At 61.8% G+C, this 22,295-nt stretch carries 24 protein-coding genes; 16 read left to right on the forward strand and 8 right to left on the reverse strand.

From position 1 onward, the window contains the following. The first annotated feature begins 27 nt into the window (after window positions 1-27). From KGB28_RS19795 to KGB28_RS19810, 4 genes are all read left to right on the forward strand, one after another. Window positions 28-1,221: a Fic family protein gene (locus KGB28_RS19795; protein WP_223447313.1), complete on the forward strand. Its 1,194-nt coding sequence runs from the start codon at window positions 28-30 to the stop codon at window positions 1,219-1,221. A gap of 127 nt (window positions 1,222-1,348) precedes the next feature. Beyond that, the gene (locus tag KGB28_RS19800) at window positions 1,349-1,753 is read left to right on the forward strand and encodes an antitoxin Xre-like helix-turn-helix domain-containing protein (RefSeq protein ID WP_223447315.1); all 405 of its coding nucleotides are present in this window, start codon (window positions 1,349-1,351) and stop codon (window positions 1,751-1,753) included. After that, window positions 1,747-2,439 carry an RES family NAD+ phosphorylase gene (locus tag KGB28_RS19805; protein ID WP_223447317.1) on the forward strand — a complete coding sequence of 231 codons (693 nt, stop codon included), beginning with the start codon at window positions 1,747-1,749 and terminating at the stop codon, window positions 2,437-2,439. Before KGB28_RS19800 ends, KGB28_RS19805 begins: the two co-directional genes overlap by 7 nt. 236 nt (window positions 2,440-2,675) lie before the next feature. After that, window positions 2,676-2,999, forward strand: a complete 324-nt coding sequence (locus KGB28_RS19810) for a hypothetical protein (protein WP_223447319.1) — start codon at window positions 2,676-2,678, stop codon at window positions 2,997-2,999. A gap of 69 nt (window positions 3,000-3,068) precedes the next feature. On the opposite strand, the gene KGB28_RS19815 is transcribed toward KGB28_RS19810, so the two are convergent. The 4 genes from KGB28_RS19815 to KGB28_RS19830 form a co-directional block, all read right to left on the reverse strand. Continuing rightward, window positions 3,069-4,661 (reverse strand): DHA2 family efflux MFS transporter permease subunit, encoded by a 1,593-nt coding sequence (locus KGB28_RS19815; protein ID WP_223447321.1) that lies wholly within the window; start codon window positions 4,659-4,661, stop codon window positions 3,069-3,071. Then, the gene (locus tag KGB28_RS19820; protein WP_223447323.1) at window positions 4,658-5,755 is read right to left on the reverse strand and encodes an HlyD family secretion protein; all 1,098 of its coding nucleotides are present in this window, start codon (window positions 5,753-5,755) and stop codon (window positions 4,658-4,660) included. The genes KGB28_RS19815 and KGB28_RS19820 overlap by 4 nt, the downstream gene beginning before the upstream one ends. Window positions 5,756-5,851: 96 nt before the next feature. Further along, window positions 5,852-6,265, reverse strand: coding sequence for a cupin domain-containing protein (locus KGB28_RS19825; RefSeq protein WP_223447325.1), 414 nt, complete (start codon window positions 6,263-6,265; stop codon window positions 5,852-5,854). 44 nt (window positions 6,266-6,309) lie between these two features. Continuing rightward, complete coding sequence (locus KGB28_RS19830; RefSeq protein WP_223447327.1) at window positions 6,310-7,062, reverse strand: SDR family oxidoreductase; 753 nt, start codon at window positions 7,060-7,062, stop codon at window positions 6,310-6,312. 259 nt (window positions 7,063-7,321) lie between these two features. Between KGB28_RS19830 and KGB28_RS19835 the strand changes: the two genes are divergently transcribed. The 12 genes from KGB28_RS19835 (at window position 7,322) to KGB28_RS19890 (ending at window position 17,889) form a co-directional block, all read left to right on the forward strand. Continuing rightward, window positions 7,322-8,911, forward strand: coding sequence for a winged helix-turn-helix domain-containing tetratricopeptide repeat protein (locus KGB28_RS19835; RefSeq protein ID WP_223447329.1), 1,590 nt, complete (start codon window positions 7,322-7,324; stop codon window positions 8,909-8,911). Window positions 8,912-9,148: 237 nt separating this feature from the next. Further along, window positions 9,149-10,522 (forward strand): glutamine synthetase family protein, encoded by a 1,374-nt coding sequence (locus tag KGB28_RS19840; protein ID WP_223447331.1) that lies wholly within the window; start codon window positions 9,149-9,151, stop codon window positions 10,520-10,522. Between the two features lie 7 nt (window positions 10,523-10,529). Continuing rightward, a complete protein-coding gene (locus tag KGB28_RS19845; RefSeq protein ID WP_223447333.1) occupies window positions 10,530-11,921 on the forward strand; it encodes an aldehyde dehydrogenase family protein in 1,392 nt (463 codons plus the stop codon). A 3-nt stretch (window positions 11,922-11,924) separates the two neighbouring features. Beyond that, window positions 11,925-13,085 (forward strand): iron-containing alcohol dehydrogenase, encoded by a 1,161-nt coding sequence (locus KGB28_RS19850; protein ID WP_223447335.1) that lies wholly within the window; start codon window positions 11,925-11,927, stop codon window positions 13,083-13,085. Between the two features lie 17 nt (window positions 13,086-13,102). Next, entirely contained in the window at window positions 13,103-13,246 is a 144-nt protein-coding gene (locus KGB28_RS19855; protein WP_223447337.1) for a hypothetical protein, read from the forward strand. 15 nt (window positions 13,247-13,261) lie between these two features. Next, window positions 13,262-14,815, forward strand: coding sequence for an amino acid permease (locus KGB28_RS19860; RefSeq protein ID WP_223447339.1), 1,554 nt, complete (start codon window positions 13,262-13,264; stop codon window positions 14,813-14,815). Between the two features lie 211 nt (window positions 14,816-15,026). Beyond that, window positions 15,027-15,317 (forward strand): hypothetical protein, encoded by a 291-nt coding sequence (locus KGB28_RS19865; RefSeq protein ID WP_223447341.1) that lies wholly within the window; start codon window positions 15,027-15,029, stop codon window positions 15,315-15,317. Window positions 15,318-15,398: 81 nt separating this feature from the next. After that, complete coding sequence (locus KGB28_RS19870; RefSeq protein ID WP_317853313.1) at window positions 15,399-16,058, forward strand: chorismate mutase; 660 nt, start codon at window positions 15,399-15,401, stop codon at window positions 16,056-16,058. A 66-nt stretch (window positions 16,059-16,124) separates the two neighbouring features. Beyond that, the gene (locus tag KGB28_RS19875; protein WP_223447343.1) at window positions 16,125-16,499 is read left to right on the forward strand and encodes a hypothetical protein; all 375 of its coding nucleotides are present in this window, start codon (window positions 16,125-16,127) and stop codon (window positions 16,497-16,499) included. Next, window positions 16,496-16,696, forward strand: a complete 201-nt coding sequence (locus KGB28_RS19880; RefSeq protein WP_223447345.1) for a helix-turn-helix transcriptional regulator — start codon at window positions 16,496-16,498, stop codon at window positions 16,694-16,696. The genes KGB28_RS19875 and KGB28_RS19880 overlap by 4 nt, the downstream gene beginning before the upstream one ends. A gap of 27 nt (window positions 16,697-16,723) precedes the next feature. Next, window positions 16,724-17,458, forward strand: coding sequence for an SGNH/GDSL hydrolase family protein (locus KGB28_RS19885; protein WP_223447346.1), 735 nt, complete (start codon window positions 16,724-16,726; stop codon window positions 17,456-17,458). Window positions 17,459-17,460: 2 nt separating this feature from the next. Continuing rightward, window positions 17,461-17,889 carry a nuclear transport factor 2 family protein gene (locus KGB28_RS19890; RefSeq protein WP_223447348.1) on the forward strand — a complete coding sequence of 143 codons (429 nt, stop codon included), beginning with the start codon at window positions 17,461-17,463 and terminating at the stop codon, window positions 17,887-17,889. A 135-nt stretch (window positions 17,890-18,024) separates the two neighbouring features. Here KGB28_RS19890 and KGB28_RS19895 read toward each other — a convergent pair whose 3' ends face one another. Genes KGB28_RS19895 through KGB28_RS19910 form a run of 4 tightly spaced genes read right to left on the reverse strand, consistent with a single transcriptional unit; the run spans window position 18,025 to window position 22,265 of the window. Further along, a complete protein-coding gene (locus KGB28_RS19895; protein WP_223447350.1) occupies window positions 18,025-19,149 on the reverse strand; it encodes an agmatine/peptidylarginine deiminase in 1,125 nt (374 codons plus the stop codon). Between the two features lie 48 nt (window positions 19,150-19,197). Continuing rightward, window positions 19,198-20,298, reverse strand: a complete 1,101-nt coding sequence (locus KGB28_RS19900; RefSeq protein WP_223447352.1) for an extracellular solute-binding protein — start codon at window positions 20,296-20,298, stop codon at window positions 19,198-19,200. 1 nt (window position 20,299) lies between these two features. After that, a complete protein-coding gene (aguB, locus tag KGB28_RS19905; protein WP_223447353.1) occupies window positions 20,300-21,208 on the reverse strand; it encodes an N-carbamoylputrescine amidase in 909 nt (302 codons plus the stop codon). Between the two features lie 4 nt (window positions 21,209-21,212). Then, window positions 21,213-22,265, reverse strand: coding sequence for an agmatine/peptidylarginine deiminase (locus KGB28_RS19910; RefSeq protein WP_223447355.1), 1,053 nt, complete (start codon window positions 22,263-22,265; stop codon window positions 21,213-21,215). Window positions 22,266-22,295: the final 30 nt, after the last annotated feature.

Raw genomic sequence — 22,295 nt, forward strand, 5'->3', positions numbered from 1 at the left:
AAGACAATTCTGACGATACGAACTGCCATGTCCTTAATCACATCGAAATCCTGGCTGGACCCGGTTCTCCCGGAGTCGTTGCCCCCATCGATCATTGACCTTGCGGATGCGTTGCCCAGAAAGACCCAGTTTTTAGCCGGGCGACTACCGCCTGAAACCGCCGCACGACTCGGCCGTCTCCTGCAAATCACCAATACGTACTACTCGAACCTGATCGAAGGGCAATACACCGAGCCTGCCGATATGCAGAAAGCACAAACGGCGCCGGTCAAAGATCGTAAACAGCTCAAAAGCCTGGCGGTTGAACAGATGGCGGTACAAGCCTTGTTTGAGCGGACGTTGCGCCAGCGGGGCCCCTTTACCTGGGGCGACATGTTCTCACCCGAGTTCGTGAGCGCTGCGCATTACCGGCTTTTTCGCGGAGCCAGTGACGCAGAACGTACGTTGTCAGATGGCTCAATAATGCAGCCCGGCATACTTCGGTCGGTCACGGGTCAAAACGTGATCGTCGGCAATCATGATGCGCCGGACGCTTCAGCTGTCGAGGCGATGCTGCGAAACCTTCAGTCAGGGTTTGGCCGGCAGACGGACCCTCGCCGCCAGCTGATTTCTTCGCTTGCCTACCACCATAGGCTCGCCTGGGTTCACCCCTTTACCGACGGGAATGGTCGGGTTGCACGGTTGATCACCCATTTGCAGTTGGTACATCTGGGGCTGGAGCCAACCCTCTGGTCACTGTCACGTGGCCTTGCAAGACGGCATCAGGATTACTACAGCGCCCTGACCATGGCCGACCGCGCACGAGAAGGTGATTTGGACGGACGGGGTCAACTGTCCCAGCGACGTTATTTCGAATTCATTGAGTTCATGCTGCAGGTTTGTCACGACCAGGTCGACTACATGATTGCCGCGGTGGACCCATCCCGACTGCGTGAGCGCGTAATACGCGCGTTTCGCTACAACGAGAGACTTCTACAGCAAGGTATCCGTCCGGAAAGTGCACCTGCGATCATCGCGTTAATCACCCAAGGCAGCTTGCCACGCAATGAAATCAAGACGTTCACCGGCCTGACGCCGCGCCCGGCAATCGACGAGTTATCCAGGCTTGTAAAAGTCGGCCTGGTAGAAAGCCGAACGCCAAAATCCAGAGTCGTGACCCCCGGCCTGCCCGCCTGGTTTGCCCAGGATGTTTTTCCAGACCTGCATCGACGGTTTCAGTAACACATAGCCTCAGCAAGATCGCCGCCCTATTGCATTGGCACGCCAGGCCCACCCGTCGCACCAACATTGCTCTACAGACTCAATAAATCTACATTCGAATCTATAGATGCAAACCAAGGACACGAACATGGCCGTCCCCGCCCAAGCCCAATCCTTCACTAAAAACCAATGCCTCACCGGCCTGCGCGCCGCCGTGAGCATTCTGGAAAAGTGGAAGGCCACCAGCGAGCAGGCCTGTCGCATCCTGCGTATTTCCCGCAGCACCTATACCCGCGCCCGTCAGCGTGACCCGGATTGGGCGGTGGCGCTGGATGCGGATCAAATGCAGCGCATCAGCTTCGTGCTGAACATTCACGCGACGTTGCGGCTGGTGTTCGACAACCCGGACAACGTCTATGGCTTTGCCTCGATGACCAACGACAACGAGTTTTTCAACGGGCGTTCGCCGTTGGAGATCATGGCCCAGGGCGACATGATTTCACTGTATGAAACCTTCCGGCGCATCGACATGCTGCGGGGTGCGCAATGGTGATGGCGAGTGAACTGGCGGTGTTTGCCGGTCAGTCGTTGCAGGCTTATCGCCTGGTCAATTCGAAGTTTCCGCCCATTGCGTTGTTTGATGATGTGGCGGATGCGGATGAGTTCGAGGTGTTGTACGAGATTCAGGCGCTGACCAATCCGCGGTTGAAGAATGAGGTGGGGCAGCTGGAGTTGATTGCGCGTAGCGAGATTCCGTTCGGCATTGCGGGTTGTTCCTACGCGATTGCGCCGTTTACCCACGTCAACCCGGCGGGGTCGCGATTCAGCGACGGGCGTTTTGGGGTGTTGTACCTGGCGGATTCGATGGAAGCGGCGCTGGCCGAGGTGCGGCATCACCAGGCTCTGTATTGGTCCAAGGTGCCGAGCCTGAACTATGAGCGCTTTGTGTTTCGTGGGTTGGCTTGTGTTTTTGGCGATGGAGGGATGAAGGATGCCGCGACCCTGCCGATGAGCGATCCGGTGTATGCGCCGGACGACTACAGCCATTCCCGTGTTCTGGGGCGAACGGTGCGCGATGCCGGTTGTCCTGGGTTGCGTTATCACTCGGTGCGGATGCCGGGCAGTCATTGCTGGGCGTTGATGACACCGAGGCCGGTTTCGTCGATTGTGCAGACGGCGCATTACGAGATGGTCTGGAATGGGCAGATCACCAGTGTCAGCCAGATCAGTGAGGCTTAAGCCCCGTTGTCAGGCACATGAAAACCTGTGGGAGCGAGCTTGCTCGCGATAGCTGTGTGTCAATCGACACATATGTTGAATGTGAAACTGCCATCGCGAGCAAGCTCGCTCCCACAGGGATATGCGATCCATTGACTGCATCGATAGTCACCATCATTTCAATGAAGTTCTCTTAAAAAATCCCCGGCGTAACATCTGCTCCATACCAACCCATAAGCACCCCGGAGCACACCATCATGAAACGCCAGACCCTCCTCAGCATCGCTTTCTCGGTTTTCGCAGTTAACGCTTTCGCCGCAAACTCTGCTCAACCTATGGTCGCTGAAGGCGGCTCGGATCGTCTGATTGAAAGCCGTGTGGCCGAGGGTGGTTCCGATCGCCTGATCGAGAATCGTGTGGCTGAAGGTGGTTCGGATCGCCTGCTGGAAAAACGCGTCGCCGAAGGCGGTTCCGACAAGCTCCTGCAAAACCGCGTCGCTGAAGGCGGCTCCGACAAACTGCTGCAAAACCGCGTTGCCGAAGGCGGCTCGGATCGTCTGATCGAAAGCCGCGCTGTCTGAATGCAATGCTTGACCGCAGGACTCAACGAAAAGCCCGGCCTCAACAGCCGGGCTTTTTCGTGCGGGTCATCAATGTGTCCGTTGTTCATGCACTTTCGCGGATCGCGCCAGGCCAATCTTGATGCCAACCAGGATGGGCGCGGCAAAGACGAACAGCAGGGCCACGGTGAAGAACGCCGTATCGAAGGCAATCACCGTGGCCTGACCTGACACCGCCTTGCCCAGCAGACTCGTGGCCGCCCGGCCAGCGGCCACCTGATCCATGCCCTTCCCCGCCAGCATCGCGGTTGTGCTCATCAGCCGTTCGATGAGCGCGTTTCCTCCCGGGGTGACGTTGGCGCCGAGGACCACGCCATTGCTGACAACCTGATGGTCGATCAAGGTCTGTAGCCCCGCGACGCCCATCAAACCACCCAGTTGCCGCCCCGTATTGAACAGGCCGATGCCGCTGGCCAGGTTGCGGCTGTTGAGGTGGCTAAAGGCGATCAGGGTGATCGACAGAAACAGGAAGCCAAGGCCCAGGCCGCGCAACAGGATGGCCGCCATCATATCGTCGCTGCCGCTTTCACTGGTGGAGCCGGACAGCATCCACATCGCCGCCATGATCAGCAGGATGCCAAAGGGCACGGTCGCCACCGGCGGCACGCGGCGCACGGTGAACAGCCAGGCGGCGATGAGCAGCGAACCGGCAAAAAACCCGCCACTGGGCAACAGGAGCAGGCCGGCATCGGTCGGTGTGAACGCGAGTACCGACAGGGCGAACGCCGGGATCAGATACGCGCTGCCGAACAGGGCGGCACCGGCGACGAAACTGACGATAAAGGCAAAGGTGAAATCGCTTGTTTTGAACAGGCTGAAATCGAACAGCCCCTGGCCGTTGGCCAAAACCTGTTGGCCGAGAAAGGCCAGCAGCGCGGCGCCGCCGATCACCGTCATCACTAGAATGCGCGGTTCCTCGAGCCAGTCCCAGCGGCTGCCCTGGCTGAGCACGTAGGTGAAGCAGAACAGCGCGGCACCGATCAGTGCACAGCCGAGCCAGTCAAACGAACGTTGCCGGGCCTTGGCGGGCATGGGGTGGTCGGCGATGAGCAAGAGGCCGATCGCGGCCAGGGCCAGCGGCACCACGCTGAAGAAAATCCAGGTCCAGGACTGGCTGTCGATCAACCACCCTTGAAGGGCTGGTGCGAGGGTGCCGGGCGCGACCACGGAGCCCATGGCGAACAGGGCTTGCAGGATCGGCTGAAGGGCGCGTTGATAGCTGCGAAAAATGAGTGCCTGGCCCGCCACCAGTAAAGTGCCGCCGGCGAAGCCTTGCAGGATGCGCAGTGTGATCAGCAGCTCCAGCCGGGCGGTAACGGCGGCCACGCAGCACGCCAGGCCCATGACCAGGGTGGCGCCGATGATCACGTTGCGCGCAGAAAACCGCTGCATCAGCCAAGGGGCTAGCATGAACCCGATCAGCTTGAACGCGATGTAGCCAACATCCAGCCAGGCGAACTCGTCAGGCGTGGCATAGGTGTCGCCGATGATGTCGCCGCGACCGAGGGCCAGCACGGTGCTGGCGATCGCTTCCGTCAACGTCGCCAGCACGATGCCCACCATGAGCAGGACGCCGGTCGTCTCCTTGGTGCTGCTCGGCGTGGCGCAGGCAACGCGGCTCATGAACCGGCCCCTTGCGAAACCTCCACCCGCGCGGACAGGCCCGGCACGATGCGCCCCGGCAGCGGGTTGTCAGCCAGGCGGATCTTCACCGGCACGCGCTGCACGACACGCACAAAGTTCCCGGTGGCATTGTCGGGCGGCAGCAGGCTGAACGCCGAGCCACTGCCCGGTGCAAAGCTGTCGACCACGCCATCGAGTGCCGCATCGGGGTAGCCATCGACCGTGACGCGCACATGCTGACCGGGGCGAATATGTTCGAGCTGGGTTTCCTTGAAGTTCGCCACGATCCACACATCGTTGACCGGCACGATATCGAGCAGGGAGACGCCCGACGTGACGAAGCGGCCGAGGCGAACCTGACGGTTACCGACCACGCCATCCACTGGTGCGTGCACCACGGTGTGATCGAGATCGATCCGGGCGAGATCCCGCGCGGCCTGTGCTTGCGTCACGGCGGCCACGGCAGCCTCGCGCTCGGCCACAAACACCGCGATGCGTTGCTGTTGCGCCTCGACCGTTGCCGAAGCGGCCGACACCGAGGCCACGGCTCTGGATTGCGCCGTACCGGTTTCATCGACCAGGGCCTGGCTCACCGCGTTGCTGACGATCAGTTTGCGGCTGCGGTCGTGGGTCTTGGCCGCCAGGCTCATGTCGGCGGTGGCCGAGCGCCTTTGTGCTTCGGCCTGCCTGATCAGCGCATGCTGGAGCTGGATCTGTGCGTCGACATGGGTCAGGCGCGCCTGGGCGGCACTGACATTGGCCTCGGCTTGCGCAAGTCTGGCGCGATAGTCGCGGTCATCGATACGAAACAGCACATCCCCGGCACGCACGGCCTGGTTGTCCCGGACCTCGACCGCCGTGACATAGCCGGCCACCTTGGCGGCGAGCGAGGTGACGTCCCCGCGGACATAAGCGTTGTCGGTCGAGGTCACGCCACTTGAAAACGCCAGGGCTCCCCAAACCGCCACGACCATCAAGGCCGCGACGCACAGCAACAGGCCGATGGTCTTGCGCTTGCTTCGCCGCACCACGACCACAGGCGTTCCGCCGCTTGCGCTGGTGGCAATGGCGGCCTTGTCCAGGAGCGAGTTCATTGTTTCATTTCCTGTTCAGTGCCAAGAACTGACGCAGCCACTGGGCGACAGGGCCTGTCGCCCGGCTGTCGAGCCTTCATGAGCGCGTTGATCGGCTCATTTCTTGAGAGGTGTTACGAGTTCCTTTTCGTCAGTATCGAGGACGAACACCGCCAACAGGCGTGCCGGTTGGGTGTCGCTGGCGTTGGCGCTGACCAGGTGCACGGAACCCGGCTCCTCTACGAAGTTTTCACCGACGTTGTAGATCTTTTCCGGTTCGCCTTTGATCTCGATGCGAAACGAGCCCTCCAGCACCGTTGCATAGATGAAGGCCGTTTTCGGATGGGTGTGGGCCGGCGACGCGGCACCCGGCCCATACTCGACGACCACGCCCCTCATGCTCTTGCCAGGGATGTTGGGAATGGGACGGTCGAACACCACCGTCACCTTGCCGGGGGGCGGCTCGGCGGCCGATGCAGCGCTGATCGAGAGCGCGGCGAAGACAGCGGCTATTAGCAATCGGGTAACCATGGGATTTCTCCTGGATTGGTAGGGAAATGTGAGGGTGCGATCCGTTACTGCGCCGTCGACCGGGCCAGCCAGTCGTCGAAGCGGATCGCCCCCAGGCGTGCGTTCTTGCCGGTGACCAGCGATTGATCGTTGAGCACGGCGCCGAAGTAGCGCGCATGCACGTCCGGCACGACCTTGCGGTTGTCCTGGGTCGCCCGCAGATAGCGCCTGGCCAGTTCGTCGATCGGCATGGTTTCCGGGCCGCCGACTTCAACGGTGCCATTGAGCGGTGCAGCCAGTACGACATCGGCCAGCACCGCTACCACGTCGTCGGACGCTATCGGCTGGATCAGCGCCGGCGAAGCATGAATTTCCTCGCCAACGGCGAACGACTGGACAATGCCACCAGCAAACTCGGAGAACTGCGTGGCACGCACAACGGTGTAGGGAACGCTGGATGCCTTGATAAGGGCCTCCTGCGCGACCTTGGCCCGGAAATAGCCGGTATCGGGAAGCCGTTCGCTGCCGACAATCGACAGGGCAACATGATGACGAACCCCGGCGGCGGCTTCGGCGGCCAGCAGGTTACGGCTCGACGTTTCAAAGAAATCGAGAACGGCCTGGTCCTCCCACGACGGCGCGTTCGCCACGTCGACCACCACATCGGCACCATCCATCGCTTCGGCCAGGCCTTCGCGGGTGATGCTGTTCACGCCCGTGCTGGGGCTGGCGGCGAGCGCGTCATGGCCACGCTCGCGCAGGGTGTTCACAAGTTTCGATCCGATGAGGCCGGAGCCTCCGATGACGACGATCTTCATGACTTTTCTCCACTTGTCGACTGCAACCATTGCGTCGGTGTAGTGAGATTGCCTGCGCGCACCAGGCAAGTCCTTGCGCCGGGCTTGGGTTTGCCTTGGCGTGTGCTTGGATTTATGTCCAAAGCCGATGGTGTTCGTCCAGCCGCCCTTGCCGCAGACGGTGCAGCGGGTGTCGAGCTGCCGTATCATCTGCCTCAGTTACCAACCGCCAGCCGCCTGGGACACGGAGTTGAGGGCGCTTCGCCAGGGGATGCTCAACTTGCCATTCACGTTTGAAGACTACGTACTCGATCAGGAGCGCCGGGAGCTGACCCTGCGCGGGCAGGTCGTGGCCGTCGGACCGCAGGTCTTCGACCTGTTGCTGCTGTTCGTCAACAATCCCGATCGCGTCGTCAGCAAGGACGAATTGCTCAAGGCAGTGTGGGGCGACCGGATCGTTTCGGAGTCGACGATCACCAGCCACATCAATGCGGTGCGCAAGGCCATCGGTGATACCGGTGAGGAGCAGCGTCTGGTGCGCACCGTCGCCCGCAAGGGCTACCGTTTCGTTGGCCAGATCAACGGCGCCATGACCGGGGAAGCGCGACAGCCTGATATCGATGAACGCGCGAGCGCTGCCCCGAAACCAATCCCCTCCTCTACGCTCGTCCTGCCGGACAAACCCTCGATCACCGTCCTGCCGTTCCAGAACCTGAGCGGCGATCCGGAGCAGGAGTATTTCGCTGACGGCGTGGTGGAGGACATCATCGCCGCCCTGTCGCGTATCCGCTGGCTGTTCGTCATCGCGCGCAATTCCAGTTTTACCTACAAGGGCCGGGTAGTGGACGCCCAAGGCGTCGGCCAGGAGCTGGGCGTTCGCTACGTGCTCGAAGGCAGCGTGCGCAAGTGCGGGAACAGGCTGCGCATTACCGGGCAACTGATCGATGCGACGAGCGGGACGCACATCTGGGCGGAGCGCTTCGAAGGCCTGCTCGACGACATCTTCGAGCTGCAGGACCAAATCACCGAAAGCGTCGTCGGTGCTATCGCGCCGCAACTGGAACGGGCAGAAATCGAACGCGCCAAACGCAAGCCGACGGAAAGCCTGGACGCCTATGACTACTACCTGCGCGGCATGGCAAAACTGCACAGCGGCAGCCGGGAAGCCATCGAGCAGGCGCTGCCGATGTTCTACCAGGCCATCGAACTCGATGGGGAATTTGCTTCGGCCTATGGCATGGACGCCTGGTGCCACTTCTGGCGCAAGCTCAATGGCTGGATGACCGATCGACCAGCAGAAATTGCCGAGGGCATACGGCTGGCGCGTCTGGCGGTGTCCCTTGGCCGGGACGATGCGGTCGCACTAACGCGCGGCGGACACGCACTGAGCCATCTCGCCGGCGAAGTCGACGCCGGCATTGCACTGCTCGACCGGGCGCGCCTGCTCAATCCCAACCTCGCCCCCGCCTGGTTCCTGGGCGGTATCCTGCGGGCGCTGCACGGTGAAACAGACGCCGCCATCGAGAACTTGAACCATGCCGTTCGCTTGAGTCCGCTGGATCCGGAAATGTTCAGGATGCAGGTCGGGATGGCGCTCGCGCATTTCTTCGCCGGGCACTTCGATGCCGCTGCGGACTGGGCGGAAAAGGCGCTGGGCAACTTGCCCAGTCTGCTGGTCGCGGCGGCGCTGGTAGCGGCCAGTCATGCGCTCGGCGGTCGAATGGATAAAGCGAATCTGGCGATGCAGCGTCTGCAAAAGCTGGACCCCTCCTTGCGCCTGTGCACCCTCAAGGACTGGCTGCCCATTCAACGGCCTGAGGATTTCGCCCGTTTCGTCGATGGACTGCGGCGGGCGGGGTTGCCAGAGTGAAGCCCCCGCCCTGTAGGAGCGAGCTTGCTCGCGATGGTCGTCAACGATGACGCGGGTTTTCTGATTAAACGCGGTGTCTTCAAGTCCATCGCGAGCAAGCTCGCTCCTACAAGGTAGGCTAAGCTTTGATCAACTCGTTGCTCACGATGCTCGGTTCTGCAGGTTTTGGGTTTTTCTGGAGAGCGTCTGCAACAGCTATCCCAGACTGGCCCAAACCTTTCACGCAGGATTGCCGTGATGACCGAGCCCCTCCTCAGCTTTGATGCACTCAAGCGCGCCGCCGCTGCCGGCGAAATCGATACCGTGCTGGTCTGCATGGTCGACATGCAGGGACGCCTGGTCGGCAAGCGCTTCCAAGTCGAGTTTTTCATCGACAGCGGCCACGAAGAAACCCACTGCTGCAACTACCTGCTGGCCGATGACATCGACATGGAGCCGGTGCCGGGTTACGCCGCGGCCAGTTGGAGCAAGGGTTATGGCGATTTCGTGCTCAAGCCCGACATGTCCACCCTGCGGCGCGTGCCCTGGCTTGAGTGCACGGCGCTGGTGCTGTGCGACGTGCTCGATCATCACCATCGCCAGGACCTGCCCCACAGCCCGCGGGCGATTCTGAAAAAGCAGGTCGAGCGCCTGCGCGAGCGTGGTTATACCGGCATGTTTGCCTCGGAACTCGAGTTCTATCTGTTCGATGAGAGCTACGAGGCGATCCACCAGCGCAACTACCACAAACCGAAAACCGCCGGCCATTACATCGAGGACTACAACATCCTGCAGACTACCCGCGAAGAGCCGGTGCTGCGGGCGATCCGCAAACACTTGCAGGCCTCGGGCATTCCCGTGGAAAACTCCAAGGGTGAATGGGGCCCGGGGCAGGAAGAGATCAACATCCGCTACGCCGACGCCATGACCATGGCCGACCACCACGTCATCATCAAGCACGCCTGCAAAGAGATCGCGCAGTTGCAGGGCAAGGCGATCACCTTCATGGCCAAGTGGCGCTACGACGCCGCCGGCTCCAGCAGTCACATCCATAATTCGCTGTGGGACAAGAACGCCAGGAAGCCGCTGTTCTTCGACGCGAAAGCCGAGTTTGGCATGTCAAAACTGATGCGGGCCTGGGTCGCCGGGCAGCTCAAGTACGCCAACGACATCACCTGTTTTCTCGCGCCCTACATCAACTCCTACAAGCGCTTCCAGGCTGGCACTTTTGCGCCGACGCGGGCGGTCTGGAGCCGCGACAATCGCACCGCCGGCTTTCGTCTGTGTGCCGAAGGCAGCAAGGCCATCCGCATCGAATGCCGCATCGGCGGTGCCGACCTCAACCCCTACCTGGCCTTCGCCGCGCTGATCGCGGCAGGTTTGGCGGGTATCGACGAGAAGCTCGATCTGGCGCCGCCGTTCGAAGGCGACGCCTACCTCGACGAGCATTTGCCGGAAGTGTCCAAGACACTGCGCGAGGCAAGCGCCGCCCTCAAGGCCTCCGGCATGTTGCGCGAGGCGTTCGGCGACGAGGTGGTCGACCATTACGTGCACACCGCCGAGTGGGAGCAGAAAGAATACGACCGGCGAATCACCGATTGGGAATTGCAGCGCGGTTTCGAGCGCTACTGAGAACATCATGACTGCGAAGGTGCAACTGATCTCCCCGGTCGATGGCCGGGTGTACGTCGAGCGCGATCTTGCCGATGCGGCGCAAGTCGAGCTGGCGCTGACGGCGGCTGCCAGCGCACAGGCGTCATGGCAACGCCGATCACTGAGCGAACGCGCGGCATTTTGCAGCGCTGCGGTGGACGCGATGCTGTCGATGCAGGCGGATATCGTGCCGGAGCTGGCCTGGCAGATGGGCCGCCCGGTGCGTTACGGCGCCGGCGAACTACGCGGTTTTGCCGAACGCGCCCGGCACATGATCGCCATCGCACCGCAGGCCCTGGCCGCTATAGAGCCGGAGTCCAAGGCGGGTTTCCGGCGCTTTATCAAACGCGAGCCGCTGGGCACGGTGCTGGTGATCGCTCCGTGGAATTACCCGTACCTGACTGCGGTGAACACGATCATCCCGGCGCTGATGGCCGGCAACAGTGTGATCCTCAAGCATGCATCGCAAACCCTGCTGGTGGGCGAGCGTTTTGCCGAGGCCATGCGTCGCGCAAAACTGCCCGAAGGGTTGTTCCAGAATCTGCTGCTTAACCATGTGTCGACCGGGGCGATCATTGCTTCCGGGCGCGTGCAGCAAGTGAACTTCACCGGTTCCGTGGAGGCTGGCAAAGTCATGGAAAACGCCGCCAGCGGACAATTTCTCGGCATGGGCCTGGAGCTCGGCGGAAAGGACCCGGCCTATGTCCGGGCAGACGCCAACCTTGAGCATGCGGTGGAAAATCTGGTGGACGGCAGCTTCTTCAATTCCGGGCAGAGTTGCTGCGCCGTGGAACGCATCTATGTCGACCAGAAAATCTACCCGGTGTTTGTCGAGCGCTTCGCCGAACTGACCCGCCAGTACGTGCTGGGCAACCCGCTGGACGAAGCCACCACCCTCGGTCCGCTGGTGACACCGGGCGCCGCCTTCTTCGTTCGTGGCCAGATCGCCGAAGCGCTGGCCCAGGGCGCCAAAGCGCTGATCGACCCGAAGTCCTTTCCCGCCGACGTGCCGGGCAGCGCCTACCTGGCACCGCAAGTGCTGGTGGACGTGACCCATCAAATGTCGGTCATGCGCGACGAAAGCTTTGGCCCGGTGGTCGGCATCATGCCGGTGGCCAGCGATGAAGAAGCCATCGCCTTGATGAACGACAGTGAGTTCGGGCTCAGCGCTTCCATCTGGACCCAGGACCTTGCAGCAGCTGAACGCCTGGGCAACGAGATCGCCACCGGCACGGTGTTCATGAACCGCTGCGATTACCTGGACCCGGCACTGGCCTGGACCGGCGTGAAGAACAGCGGGCGCGGCGTCACCCTGTCGCCACTGGGCTACGAGCACCTGACCCGGGCCAAATCCTTTCATCTGCGTCACGAGGTGTAGACCATGAATCTGACAGGAAACTGGAACTACCCCACGAGCGTTCGTTTCGGCGTCGGGCGCATCGCCGAACTGGCCGAGGTCTGTCGCAGCCAGGGTATCCAGCGCCCCTTGCTGGTGACCGACAGCGGCTTGGCGCGCGCGCCGATCACCACGGCGGCGCTGGACGCGTTGCGCGCCGCCGGTCTTGGCGTGGCACTGTTTTGTGACCTCAAGCCCAACCCGGTGGAAGCCAACCTGGCCGGAGGACTCGACGCCTGGCGTGCCGGCCAGCACGATGGCGTGATCGCCTTCGGCGGCGGCAGTGGCCTGGACATGGGCAAGCTCATTGCCTTCATGAGTGGCCAGACCCGCCCGGTCTGGGACTTCGAAGACATCGGCGACTACTGGACCCGCGCCGACGACAGCCGCATCGCTCCGGTCATTGCCGTGCCGACCACGGCGGGAACCGGTTCCGAAGTCGGGCGTGCGGCGGTGATCATCGACGAGCGCACCCACACCAAACGCATCATCTTCCACCCGAAAATGATGCCGCGCGTGGTGATCAGCGACCCGGCCCTCACCGTCGGCATGCCCGCCAAAATCACCGCCGGCACTGGCATGGACGCGTTATCCCATTGCCTGGAGGCGTACTGCGCCCCCGGCTTTCACCCCCTGGCCGATGGCATTGCCGTGGAAGGCATGCGCCTGGTGGCCAACTCACTGGTGAAGGCGGTACACACGCCATCGGACCTTGAGGCCCGCGCGCAAATGCTCGCGGCGGCGGCCATGGGCGCCACGGCATTCCAGAAAGGCCTGGGCGGGATGCATGCGCTTTCACATCCGGTGGGTGCGCTGTACGACACCCATCACGGCATGACCAATGCCACCTTCATGCCCTATGTGCTGCAGTTCAATCGCTCGGCCATCGAGGAGCGCATCACCCGCCTGGCGGCGTACCTGCGCCTGCCCTCCCCGGGGTTCGACAGTTTCCTGGCCTTCGTCCTCAAGCTGCGCAAGGACATCGGCGTGCCCCATACCCTGGTTGAACTGGGCGTGGATGACCGGCAGGCCGACCTGATCGCCGACATGGCGATTGTCGACCCTTCCGCCGGCGGCAATCCGCTGCCATTGACCCGGGACGGCGTGGCAAAGATTTTCGACGCGGCGTTTCACGGCCACCTGTAGGAGCGAGCCTGCTCGCGATGAACGTCAACGATGACGCGGGGAGCCTGACACCCCGCGTCATCCTCAAGTCCATCGTCGGAACGCCGCCCGGAGCAAGCTCGTTCCTACAGAAAACCAAGGTCGAGCCTACGGCGGCTCAGTTCGGCCTGTCCAAAACCTGACAAGGGGCACACATCATGAACCCAGCAAGCCAGCCGGGCACCGAAACGCACGACGATGACGTCAAGGTGCTGCACAGCATGGGCTATGCCCAGCAACTCTCACGACGAATGGGGGTTTTCTCCAACTTCGCCATTTCCTTTTCGATCATCTGCATCCTCTCGGGTGGCATCAACTCCCTGGCCCAAGGCACCTCGGGCGCGGGTGGGATATCCATCGGCATCGGCTGGCCGATCGGCTGCCTGATCTCCGGGGTATTCGCCATGGCCATGGCGCAGATCTCCTCGGCCTACCCCACCGCTGGCGGCCTGTACCACTGGGGCTCGATCCTCGGTAACCGCTTCACCGGCTGGCTGACCGCGTGGTTCAACCTGCTGGGGCTGGTCACGGTGCTGGGCGCGATCAACGTCGGCACCTATTACTTCTTTTTCGGTGCCTTCGGACCGGCACTGGGCATGGAAGACACGACCACGGTCCGGGTGATTTTCCTGGCGATCCTCACCGGCCTGCAGGCCTTGTGCAACCACCTGGGCATCGGCCTGACCGCCAAGCTCACTGACTTCTCCGGCTACCTGATCTTCGCCACGGCGCTGGCCCTGACCATCGTCTGCCTAATGTCGGCACCCAGCTATGAATTCGCGCGGCTGTGGACCTTCAGCAACTATTCCGGCGAGGCGGGTGGCAGCGTCTGGCCGCAGGTCTCCAACGGCTGGGTGTTCATGCTCGGACTGCTGCTGCCGATCTACACCATCACCGGCTATGACGCCTCCGCGCATACCTCCGAGGAAACTCGCAATGCAGCCATGTCGGTGCCGCGCGGCATGGTCATGTCAGTGGTCTGGTCGTTGCTGTTCGGCTGGCTGATGCTCAGCGCGTTCGTGCTGATGTTGCCGAACATGGACGAGGCGGCCAAGCAAGGCTGGAACGTGTTTTTCTGGGCCATGAACACCCAGGTCAACCCGACACTGAAACTGGTGCTTTTCGTGGCGATCTTCATTTCGCAGGTGCTCTGCGGGCTGGCCACCGTGACCTCGGTTTCACGGATGATCTTCGCGTTCTCCCGGGACGGTGGCCTGCCCTGCTCAAAAGCGCTGTCCTCGGTCTCATCAACCCATCGCAGCCCGGTCGCGGCCATCTGGACCGGTGCCACCCTTGCCGTCCTGTTCGACTGGGGCTCGTCGGTGATCTCGGTCGGGGAAACTCCGGTCTATACGATCGTGGTGTCCTGCACGGTGATCTTCCTGTTCTTCTCCTTCGCCATTCCCATCGCGCTCGGTCTGTTTACCTTTGGGACGTCGAAGTGGCCGACCATGGGACCGTGGAACCTGGGGCGCTTCTGGTACTCGGTGTTCGCCATCCTCTCGATCCTGTCGATGCTCATCATTTTCGTCATCGGCATCCAGCCACCGAACGATTGGGCGCTGTACATCACCATCGGTTTCCTGGTGCTGACGGCCATCGTCTGGTTCGGTTTTGAAGCCCGGCGCTTCCAGGGGCCGCCGGTGGGCGACATGATCGTCAAGCGCCAGGCTGAAATTGCTGCGGCGGAAGAGGCGCTGAACCGCAAATAGAGCAAGCAATGAGTAACCTGTAGGAGCGAGCTTGCTCGCGATGGTCGTTAACGATAACGCGTGTTTACTGGCTAAACGCAGCGCTCTTAAGTCCATCGTCGGAACGCCGCCCGGAGCAAGCTCGCTCCTACAGAGTCCAGGCCTTATCAGCCGGGCTTTTCTGTATGGCGATGATTTATCCTGTGCCTCCGATTTCACCCCGGAGACACCTGTGCCCGCCCTCACCGCCCGCGAGGTTTACCAGCCGTTGCGCGATGCCGCCCAGGGCATTTGCACCTTCCAGCGAGTCGACGACGCCAGCGAGTCTGGCCATGTACGGGTTGACATCGACGGCTGGCAACTGACACTGGAGGTCGACACCGGCCACTTGCGCCACTGCCTGCACGGCCAAAGCCTCGATGGCCGTGAATATGTGTTCGACAATGGGCAACGCTTCGGCACCGACCCGGTGAGTTTGCTCAGTACCTGGGAGCTGGCGCAGATTGAACGGTTGCTGGCCTGAATCCTGCGCAACCTGTCGTTCCCTGGCCGCACTTGTGATAAACAGGCCGGAGTGATTTTCGCGTCCAAGGAGGTTCTGCCCATGCCCCGTTCCCCACGCCTGCCGCACTGGCTGGCCTGCGCCCTGCTCGGTTTGTTCGCTGGCGGTGCCCAGGCCGGCACGACGCCCCCGGCGCCCGATGCCTTGCAACCCTTGCTGGCGACGATGAATGAGCGGTTGCACATCAGCGAGCTGGTGGCGCTGACCAAGTGGGACAGCGGCAAACCGGTCCAGGACAACGCCCGGGAAGCGCAAGTCATCGCCAACGCGCGCGCGCAAGCCATCCAGCGCAAGCTCGACCCCGACGATGTCGCCGACCTGATCGCCGCCCAGATCGAAGCCAGCAAACTGGTGCAATACGGCCGAATCGCACAATGGCAAGCGGCGCACAAGGCACCGGACACGCCACGGCCGGACCTGGGCAACGACATCCGGCCCAAGCTCGACACCCTGCAAAACCTGCTGCTCACGCAGTACGCCGCGTTCCTGCCCTATCGCAAAGACCCGAACTGCCCGCAATGGCTGGCCACCGAACGCTCCGCGCTGATCAAGGATTACCTGCATGGCCAGGCGATGATTCGTGCGACTGGCGAGTTGTGTGTTGTGTGTTGTGTGTTGTGGGGCGATGACAGTGAAGTGATCCAGACGAAGAGTCCGGCCCAATCAGCCGGGCTTTTTCATGGGATCTCCCTATCAATGTAAAACACCCTTTACATTCGCGAAATCTCCGGCGAGTATGTAAAGGGACTTTTACATCAGGAGGATGCAATGAAGCGCTACTACATCGAAATGGGCGTCGCGATTACGCTGTACACCGTGCTGTTGCTGGTTTCGATGATCTTGCTTGAAGACCGGCAAGAAATGGCCATGGCGCTGAAGATCGTCATCACGCTATTGCCTGTGATTCCTGCGGGGCTGATGTGTTGGGCGGTGGTGCGCAATATGCGCACGCTGGACGAAATGCATTTGCGTATTCAGTACGAAGCTCTCGGTTTTGCCTTTGCCGCTTCGGCATTGCTGACCTTCACCTACGGTTTTCTGGAGAATGTCGGCTTTCCACACGTGTCCTGGGTCTGTGTGTGGCCAGTGATGGGCCTGATGTGGATGATCGGGCTCAGACTTGCCAAGCGGCGCTATCAATGAAAAACCGTCTCAAGGAACTGCGTGCCGAACGCAAGTGGTCTCAGGTCGATCTGGCGGCGTTGCTGAATGTTTCGCGGCAGACCATCAATGCCATCGAAAATGGCCGCTATGATCCCAGCCTGCCCTTGGCGTTTCAGATTGCCCGGGCATTTGCACTGCCTATCGAGAGCATTTTCGATGATGAATCCGCTGGGTAATCTCCCTCTTCAATCAGGCGCCTGCCCATGAGCCACACTGAAACCCTCGCTAAAATCCTGCTCGGCCCGGTGTTGCTGGCGCAAGGTCTCTACACCAGGCGGGTGACGCCTAAGTTGCCGGAGGCCGAAGGTGAGCGCCAGGGCGAGGTCGGCAGCGGCGACATTCTACGGCTGTTGATCGTCGGCGACAGCGCCGCTGCAGGCGTGGGTGCGGCAACTCAAGGCGAAGCCCTCAGCGGTCGGCTGGTCGAGCGCTTGGCCGATGATTACCAGGTGTCGTGGAAACTCTGGGCGCGCACGGGTCTGGATTCCCAAGGGTTGCTGGAGCTGCTCGAGCAGCACGCCCCCGAGCCGTTCGATGTGGCGCTGTTGTCGATTGGCGTCAACGATGTCACCAGCTCGCTCACCCTGGATCAGTGGCTCGCTCGGCAACAGCGTCTGATGGCGCTGTTGTGCGACAAGTTCGCGGTGAAGCAGATTGTGGTGTCGCCGCTTCCGCCGATGCACTTGTTCCCTGCCCTGCCGCAGCCGCTGCGCTGGTTTCTGGGGTTCAGGGCACGTCGTTTCAATGCACATTTGGCGGATCTGGCCGCACGTCTGGATCAATGTACGATGCTGACTACCCCGCTGGCACCCGAACCGGGCCTGATGGCCAGCGATGGTTTTCATCCGGGGCCGATGCTCTACCGCCAGTGGGCCGACGATGCCGCCAGGGTTATCGACCAACGCTTTCGCAGCACAACAATAAAAAGCAGGAGTTGAAGATGTCCGAGCTGAATCTGAACCATAACGTCGCAGCGTCCCTGAAGCAGTGGCACGTGATGATCGGCAAGCGCGACTTGAGCGGCTTGCCAGAACTGCTCGATCCGCAGGCGGTGTTCCGTTCGCCGATGGCGCATACGCCGTATCCGGGGGCGCCGGTGGTGTCGATGATCCTCAATACGGTCATCAACGTGTTCGAGGAATTTGCCTATCACCGCGAACTGGCGACGGCGGATGGCTTGAACGTGATTCTCGAATTCAGTGCCAAGGTCGGCGGGAAAGAGCTGAAGGGCATCGACATGATCCGCTTCAACGAACAGGGCAAGATTGTCGAGCTTGAAGTGATGGTGCGACCGTTGAGTGGCTTGCAGGCATTGGGTGAGGAAATGGGGCGGCGGTTGGGGGCATATCTGAAGTCCACAAAAGCCTGACTCAGCAAATAACCCTGTGGGAGCGGGCTTGCTCGCGAAGGCGGAGTATCAGGCGACATTGATGCTGAATGTGCCGGCCCCTTCGCGAGCAAGCCCGCTCCCACAGGATTTGTGTACAGCTTCAAATGTCAGCTGTTAAACCAACGGCTGATGACTGGTCACGCAGTGAATCCCGCCACCACCGGCGGAGATCGCGTCGATGTCGAGTTGCACCACCTTGCGCTGCGGGTAGAGTTCGGACAGCAGGTCGAAGGCTTTGGCATCGGCTTCTTCGTCGCCGAATTGCGCAGCAATGATCGCGCCATTGATCACGAAGTAGTTGATGTAGCCCGCGGCGAAGTCCTGATTGTCTTTGCTGAACCGGCTGTTGCGCGGGTTGAGCGGCGGCGACACGGTATGCACCTGCAACTGGCGGCCATCGGCATCCGTGGCGTTTTCGAGGATCTGCAAATGGGCGCGAGTGACCTTGTAGTCGTAGGACTCGGGGTCGTTGTCGAGGTTGGCGATGACCACGCCGGGCTGGACGAACCGCGCATAGAAGTCGACGTGGGCGTCGGTGATGTCCTTGCCCTTGATGCCCGGCAGCCAGATGATTTTGCGCAGCCCCAGGCGTTCCTTCAGTTCTGCCTCGACGTCGGCTTTGGTCCAGTCGGGATTGCGATTGCGGTTGATCCAGCTGCTTTCGGTCATGATCCCGGTGCCGTGGCCGTCCACTTCGATGCCACCGCCCTCGCCCACCAGCTCGCTGCGCAGGTAATCCGCCTTGGCGTTTTCGGCGACCTGGGCGGCCAATTGCGCATCGTCCTCATGCTGCTGTTTGTTGCCCCAGCCGTTGAAGTTGAAGTCCACGGCGCCGAGGCCGCCGTTGGTATCGACGACAAAATTGGCGCCGATGTCGCGCATCCAGATGTCGTCCAGTTCGGTGATCACGAAGGTGGTGTTGTGGCTGCCGCATTTGCTTTCGGCCAGGTGCCGTTCGCCCTGACGACAGAACACCGTGACCGGCTCGTATTCGGCAATGCTGCGAGCGATCCGGCCAAGGGCGTCTTGTACGTGGGGCGTGAAGTCCTCCCAGATCGCTGCCTGGGCGCCGAAGGCGATGAAAGCCCGCTGGTGTTTGTCCCCTTCATCGGGCATGTACCAGTTGCCCTTGCCGGCCGCTCGCACCGGCAGGCCGGCAAAGCCCAATCCCATGGACGCCACCGCGCCCAGCCCGGCGGCGATCGATACCTGCTTGATGAATGTTCGACGTGTCGGCATGTGTTTTCCTGAAATCGAGGTTTGGCCGGCCCTCGGGCCGGCCGGTGATCATTTGACTGTAGCGGTCTTGAATTTGGTCCAGGTGCGCATGCGTGCCCGCATGTCGGCCTGGGGAATGTCCTTGCCGGGAATCAGCCGTGCGTAGGTGGCTTCATCGAGGTAGATATCCGGGTTGTTGCGCATCGCGGCATCGACATCCGGGCGTGCCTTGGCGTTGGAGGTCGGGTAGCCGGTGAAGTTGCTGATGGCCGCCATGTTCTGCGGGCGCATCACGAAGTTGATGAAGGCGTAGGCGTACTCCGGGTGCCGGGCGTCGACGGGAATGGCCATGGTGTCCAACCACACTGTGGTGCCTTCGCGGGGGATGCGGTAGTGGAAGGTGGTTTTCTTGCCGGCACTGTCCGACGTGCGTTGCGCCTGGGTCATGTCGCCGCTGTAGCCCAGGGACACGCACAGGTTGCCGTTGACCAGGTCGGTCACCGGTTGCGACTGGAACTTGCGAATGTACGGCCGCAACTTCATCAGCAGGTCACTGGCCGCCGCCAGGTCCGCCGGTTTGGCGCTGCGCGGGTCGCGGCCGAGGTAGTTGAGCACCACCGCCAGCACTTCGTCCGGCGAGTCGATCATCGAGATGCCGCAGTCAGCGAACTTCGCCGCCAGTTCCGGCTTGAACAGCATGTCCAGGCTATTGACCGGTGCGTCCGGTTCACGCTTGGCGATTTGCTCGGCGTTGTAGGTCAGGCCGATGGTGCCCCAGGTGTATGGCACCGTCGCTTTGCTCGAATATTCATAACGCGAGCGCAGTTTCTGCAACCCGGGCTCAATATCAGCCATCGCAGCGATTTTTGACTGAACCAGCGGTTGCAGGCTGCCAGCGCGCATCAAGCGTTCAGCCACGGTGTCGCCAGGGAAGATCAGGTCGTAACCGCTGCCGCCGGCCAACATCTTGGCCTCAAGGGTTTCACTGCCTTCCATGACGTCGTAGATCACTTTGATCCCGGTTTCGGCGGTGAATTTACTGAGGGTGTCTTCGGCAAAATAATCAGCCCAGTTGTACAGCCGCAGGGTTTTCTCCTCGGCGTGCAACGCAGGCACCGCACAGCCCAGCGCCAGCCCCATGGCCAGGCACAGCTTGTTGATCGTGTTCATGTCACACCCCTTGGGTTGCCCAGCGTGAGTGGATCTGACGACCGTCCTGGGTCAACAAGGCGCCGTACATGTCCGGACGGCGGTCGCGGTAGATGCCCCAGGTCAGGCGGTCTTCGCGCATGGCCGCCAGGTCCAGGCTGTGGACCAGCACGCCGGTACTGTCGCGGTCGGCTTCGGCGAGCAACTTGCCCTTGTGATTGCAGATGAACGACGAGCCGTAGAAGTTCATTTGCAGAGACGGGTCGGTGGTCGCCGCTTCCCGGCCGACACGGTTGGCCGCCACTACCGGCAGCAGGTTGGCGGCGGCGTGGCCGCGCATGGTCATTTGCCAGTGATCCCGGGAATCGAGTGTGGCGCAGCCCGGTTCGGAGCCGATGGCGGTCGGGAACAGCAGCACTTCGGCGCCCATCAAGGCCAGGCAGCGAGCGGTTTCGGGGAACCACTGGTCCCAGCAGATGCCCAGGCCGATGCGCCCGAACGCGGTGTCCCAGACCCGGAACCCGCTGTCGCCGGGGCTGAAGTATTCCTTCTCCTGATAGCCGATGGCGTTGGGGATGTGGGTCTTGCGGTACACGCCCAACAGGCGCCCGTCGGCGTCGGCCACGCTCAGTGAATTGAAGTAGGCATTGCCGGCCTTCTCGTACCAGCTCAGCGGCAGCACCACGCCCAACTCTTTGGCCAATGCGGCAAAGCGCTGGAGCACGTGGCTGTCGCGATACTCCTCGGCCAGTGCCAGGTGTTTGTGGTGTTGCTCGATGCAGAAGTACGGCGTGGCGAACAGCTCCTGCAACAGGATGACCTGCGCGCCCTTGGCCGCGGCCTCGCGGACCAGTTGTTCGGCCTGGTCGAGGTTGTGTTTGAGGTCCCAGGTGCAGGGCATCTGGGTGGTGGCGATGGTCAGCAGTGTCATGGCATCAACCCCGCACCGGCCAGCCCGGCTGTTGCTGGGTGATGCAATGCACACCGCCGCCGCCATGGGCTAGGTGGTTGATCCGCACCGGCACCACTTCGCGTCCGGGGAATGCCTGCGCCAGCACTTCGGCAGCGACCTTGTCGGCATCGATGCCGTAGGCCGGCATGATGATCGCGCCATTGGCGATGTAGAAATTGGTGTAGGAGGCGCAGAACACTTCAGCCTCGGTGTCCACCGCATCGGAGGCTTCATAGAGTTCGATCAGTTCGAACTTGCGACCTTGCGCGTCGGTGGCCAGCTCAAGAGCGCGACGGTTTTCCCGTGCGACTGCGGCGTACACCGAGCTCTGGTCGTGGGTGGCGTCCACCAGCAGCACGCCCGGGCGGGCAAAGGCGCACACACCGTCGACGTGGCCGTCGGTCATGTCGCCGGTCACGTAGTCCGGATCGCCCGGCAGCCAGATGGTTTTCTTCACACCCAGCAGGCGGGTGAAGATCTCTTCGATCTCGGCCTTGGTCACGCCTGGGTTGCGATTGGGGTTGAGCAACACCGATTCGGTGGTGATCAGCGTGCCCTCGCCGTCCACATGAATGGCGCCGCCCTCGTTGCTCAGCGCGGTGCCGAAACACTCCAGGCCCAGATGATTCAGCGCGCGACGGGCCAGGCTTTCGTCCAGATCGTGGGCCGACTTGCCGCCCCAGGCGTTGAAGCGCCAGCTCACACCGGCCAGGCCTTGCTGCGGGTGGCAAACGAAACTCGGGCCGGAGTCGCGGCACCAGCTGTCGTTGACCGCCAGTTCGATCAACTCGATGTTCGGCCCGCACAAGGCCTTGGCGCTGGCGACGGCTGAAGGATCGACCACCAGCTTCACCGGTTCGAAGCGGGCGATGGCGTTGGCCACCCGGGCGAAGTCTTCTTGAACCTGTGGCAGTGTCACCCGCCAGCCTGACTCCCAAAGGCTCTTGTTGTGCGGCCAGACCATCCAGGTGGCGGCGTGGGTGACCCACTCGGCCGGCATCGTCCAAGCACTGTTTTGAAATTCGTTCTGCTGCATGACAAGTACCTCTGAGTTAAGTCATTGTGT

Origin of the sequence: Pseudomonas sp. BF-R-19, from assembly GCF_019956445.1 — a bacterium.
Lineage (GTDB): Bacteria > Pseudomonadota > Gammaproteobacteria > Pseudomonadales > Pseudomonadaceae > Aquipseudomonas > Aquipseudomonas fluorescens_BH.

Excerpts from the sequence above, each read along its gene's own strand:
- KGB28_RS19795 (WP_223447313.1), top strand. The coding sequence starts at position 28 with ATGTCCTTAATCACATCGAAATCCTGGCTGGACCCGGTTCTCCCGGAG.
- KGB28_RS19800 (WP_223447315.1), top strand. The coding sequence starts at position 1,349 with ATGGCCGTCCCCGCCCAAGCCCAATCCTTCACTAAAAACCAATGCCTC.
- KGB28_RS19805 (WP_223447317.1), top strand. The coding sequence starts at position 1,747 with ATGGTGATGGCGAGTGAACTGGCGGTGTTTGCCGGTCAGTCGTTGCAG.
- KGB28_RS19810 (WP_223447319.1), top strand. The coding sequence starts at position 2,676 with ATGAAACGCCAGACCCTCCTCAGCATCGCTTTCTCGGTTTTCGCAGTT.
- KGB28_RS19815 (WP_223447321.1), bottom strand. The coding sequence starts at position 4,661 with ATGAGCCGCGTTGCCTGCGCCACGCCGAGCAGCACCAAGGAGACGACC.
- KGB28_RS19820 (WP_223447323.1), bottom strand. The coding sequence starts at position 5,755 with ATGAACTCGCTCCTGGACAAGGCCGCCATTGCCACCAGCGCAAGCGGC.
- KGB28_RS19825 (WP_223447325.1), bottom strand. The coding sequence starts at position 6,265 with ATGGTTACCCGATTGCTAATAGCCGCTGTCTTCGCCGCGCTCTCGATC.
- KGB28_RS19830 (WP_223447327.1), bottom strand. The coding sequence starts at position 7,062 with ATGAAGATCGTCGTCATCGGAGGCTCCGGCCTCATCGGATCGAAACTT.
- KGB28_RS19840 (WP_223447331.1), top strand. The coding sequence starts at position 9,149 with ATGACCGAGCCCCTCCTCAGCTTTGATGCACTCAAGCGCGCCGCCGCT.
- KGB28_RS19845 (WP_223447333.1), top strand. The coding sequence starts at position 10,530 with ATGACTGCGAAGGTGCAACTGATCTCCCCGGTCGATGGCCGGGTGTAC.
- KGB28_RS19850 (WP_223447335.1), top strand. The coding sequence starts at position 11,925 with ATGAATCTGACAGGAAACTGGAACTACCCCACGAGCGTTCGTTTCGGC.
- KGB28_RS19855 (WP_223447337.1), top strand. The coding sequence starts at position 13,103 with ATGAACGTCAACGATGACGCGGGGAGCCTGACACCCCGCGTCATCCTC.
- KGB28_RS19860 (WP_223447339.1), top strand. The coding sequence starts at position 13,262 with ATGAACCCAGCAAGCCAGCCGGGCACCGAAACGCACGACGATGACGTC.
- KGB28_RS19870 (WP_317853313.1), top strand. The coding sequence starts at position 15,399 with ATGCCCCGTTCCCCACGCCTGCCGCACTGGCTGGCCTGCGCCCTGCTC.
- KGB28_RS19875 (WP_223447343.1), top strand. The coding sequence starts at position 16,125 with ATGAAGCGCTACTACATCGAAATGGGCGTCGCGATTACGCTGTACACC.
- KGB28_RS19880 (WP_223447345.1), top strand. The coding sequence starts at position 16,496 with ATGAAAAACCGTCTCAAGGAACTGCGTGCCGAACGCAAGTGGTCTCAG.
- KGB28_RS19885 (WP_223447346.1), top strand. The coding sequence starts at position 16,724 with ATGAGCCACACTGAAACCCTCGCTAAAATCCTGCTCGGCCCGGTGTTG.
- KGB28_RS19890 (WP_223447348.1), top strand. The coding sequence starts at position 17,461 with ATGTCCGAGCTGAATCTGAACCATAACGTCGCAGCGTCCCTGAAGCAG.
- KGB28_RS19895 (WP_223447350.1), bottom strand. The coding sequence starts at position 19,149 with ATGCCGACACGTCGAACATTCATCAAGCAGGTATCGATCGCCGCCGGG.
- KGB28_RS19900 (WP_223447352.1), bottom strand. The coding sequence starts at position 20,298 with ATGAACACGATCAACAAGCTGTGCCTGGCCATGGGGCTGGCGCTGGGC.
- aguB (WP_223447353.1), bottom strand. The coding sequence starts at position 21,208 with ATGACACTGCTGACCATCGCCACCACCCAGATGCCCTGCACCTGGGAC.
- KGB28_RS19910 (WP_223447355.1), bottom strand. The coding sequence starts at position 22,265 with ATGCAGCAGAACGAATTTCAAAACAGTGCTTGGACGATGCCGGCCGAG.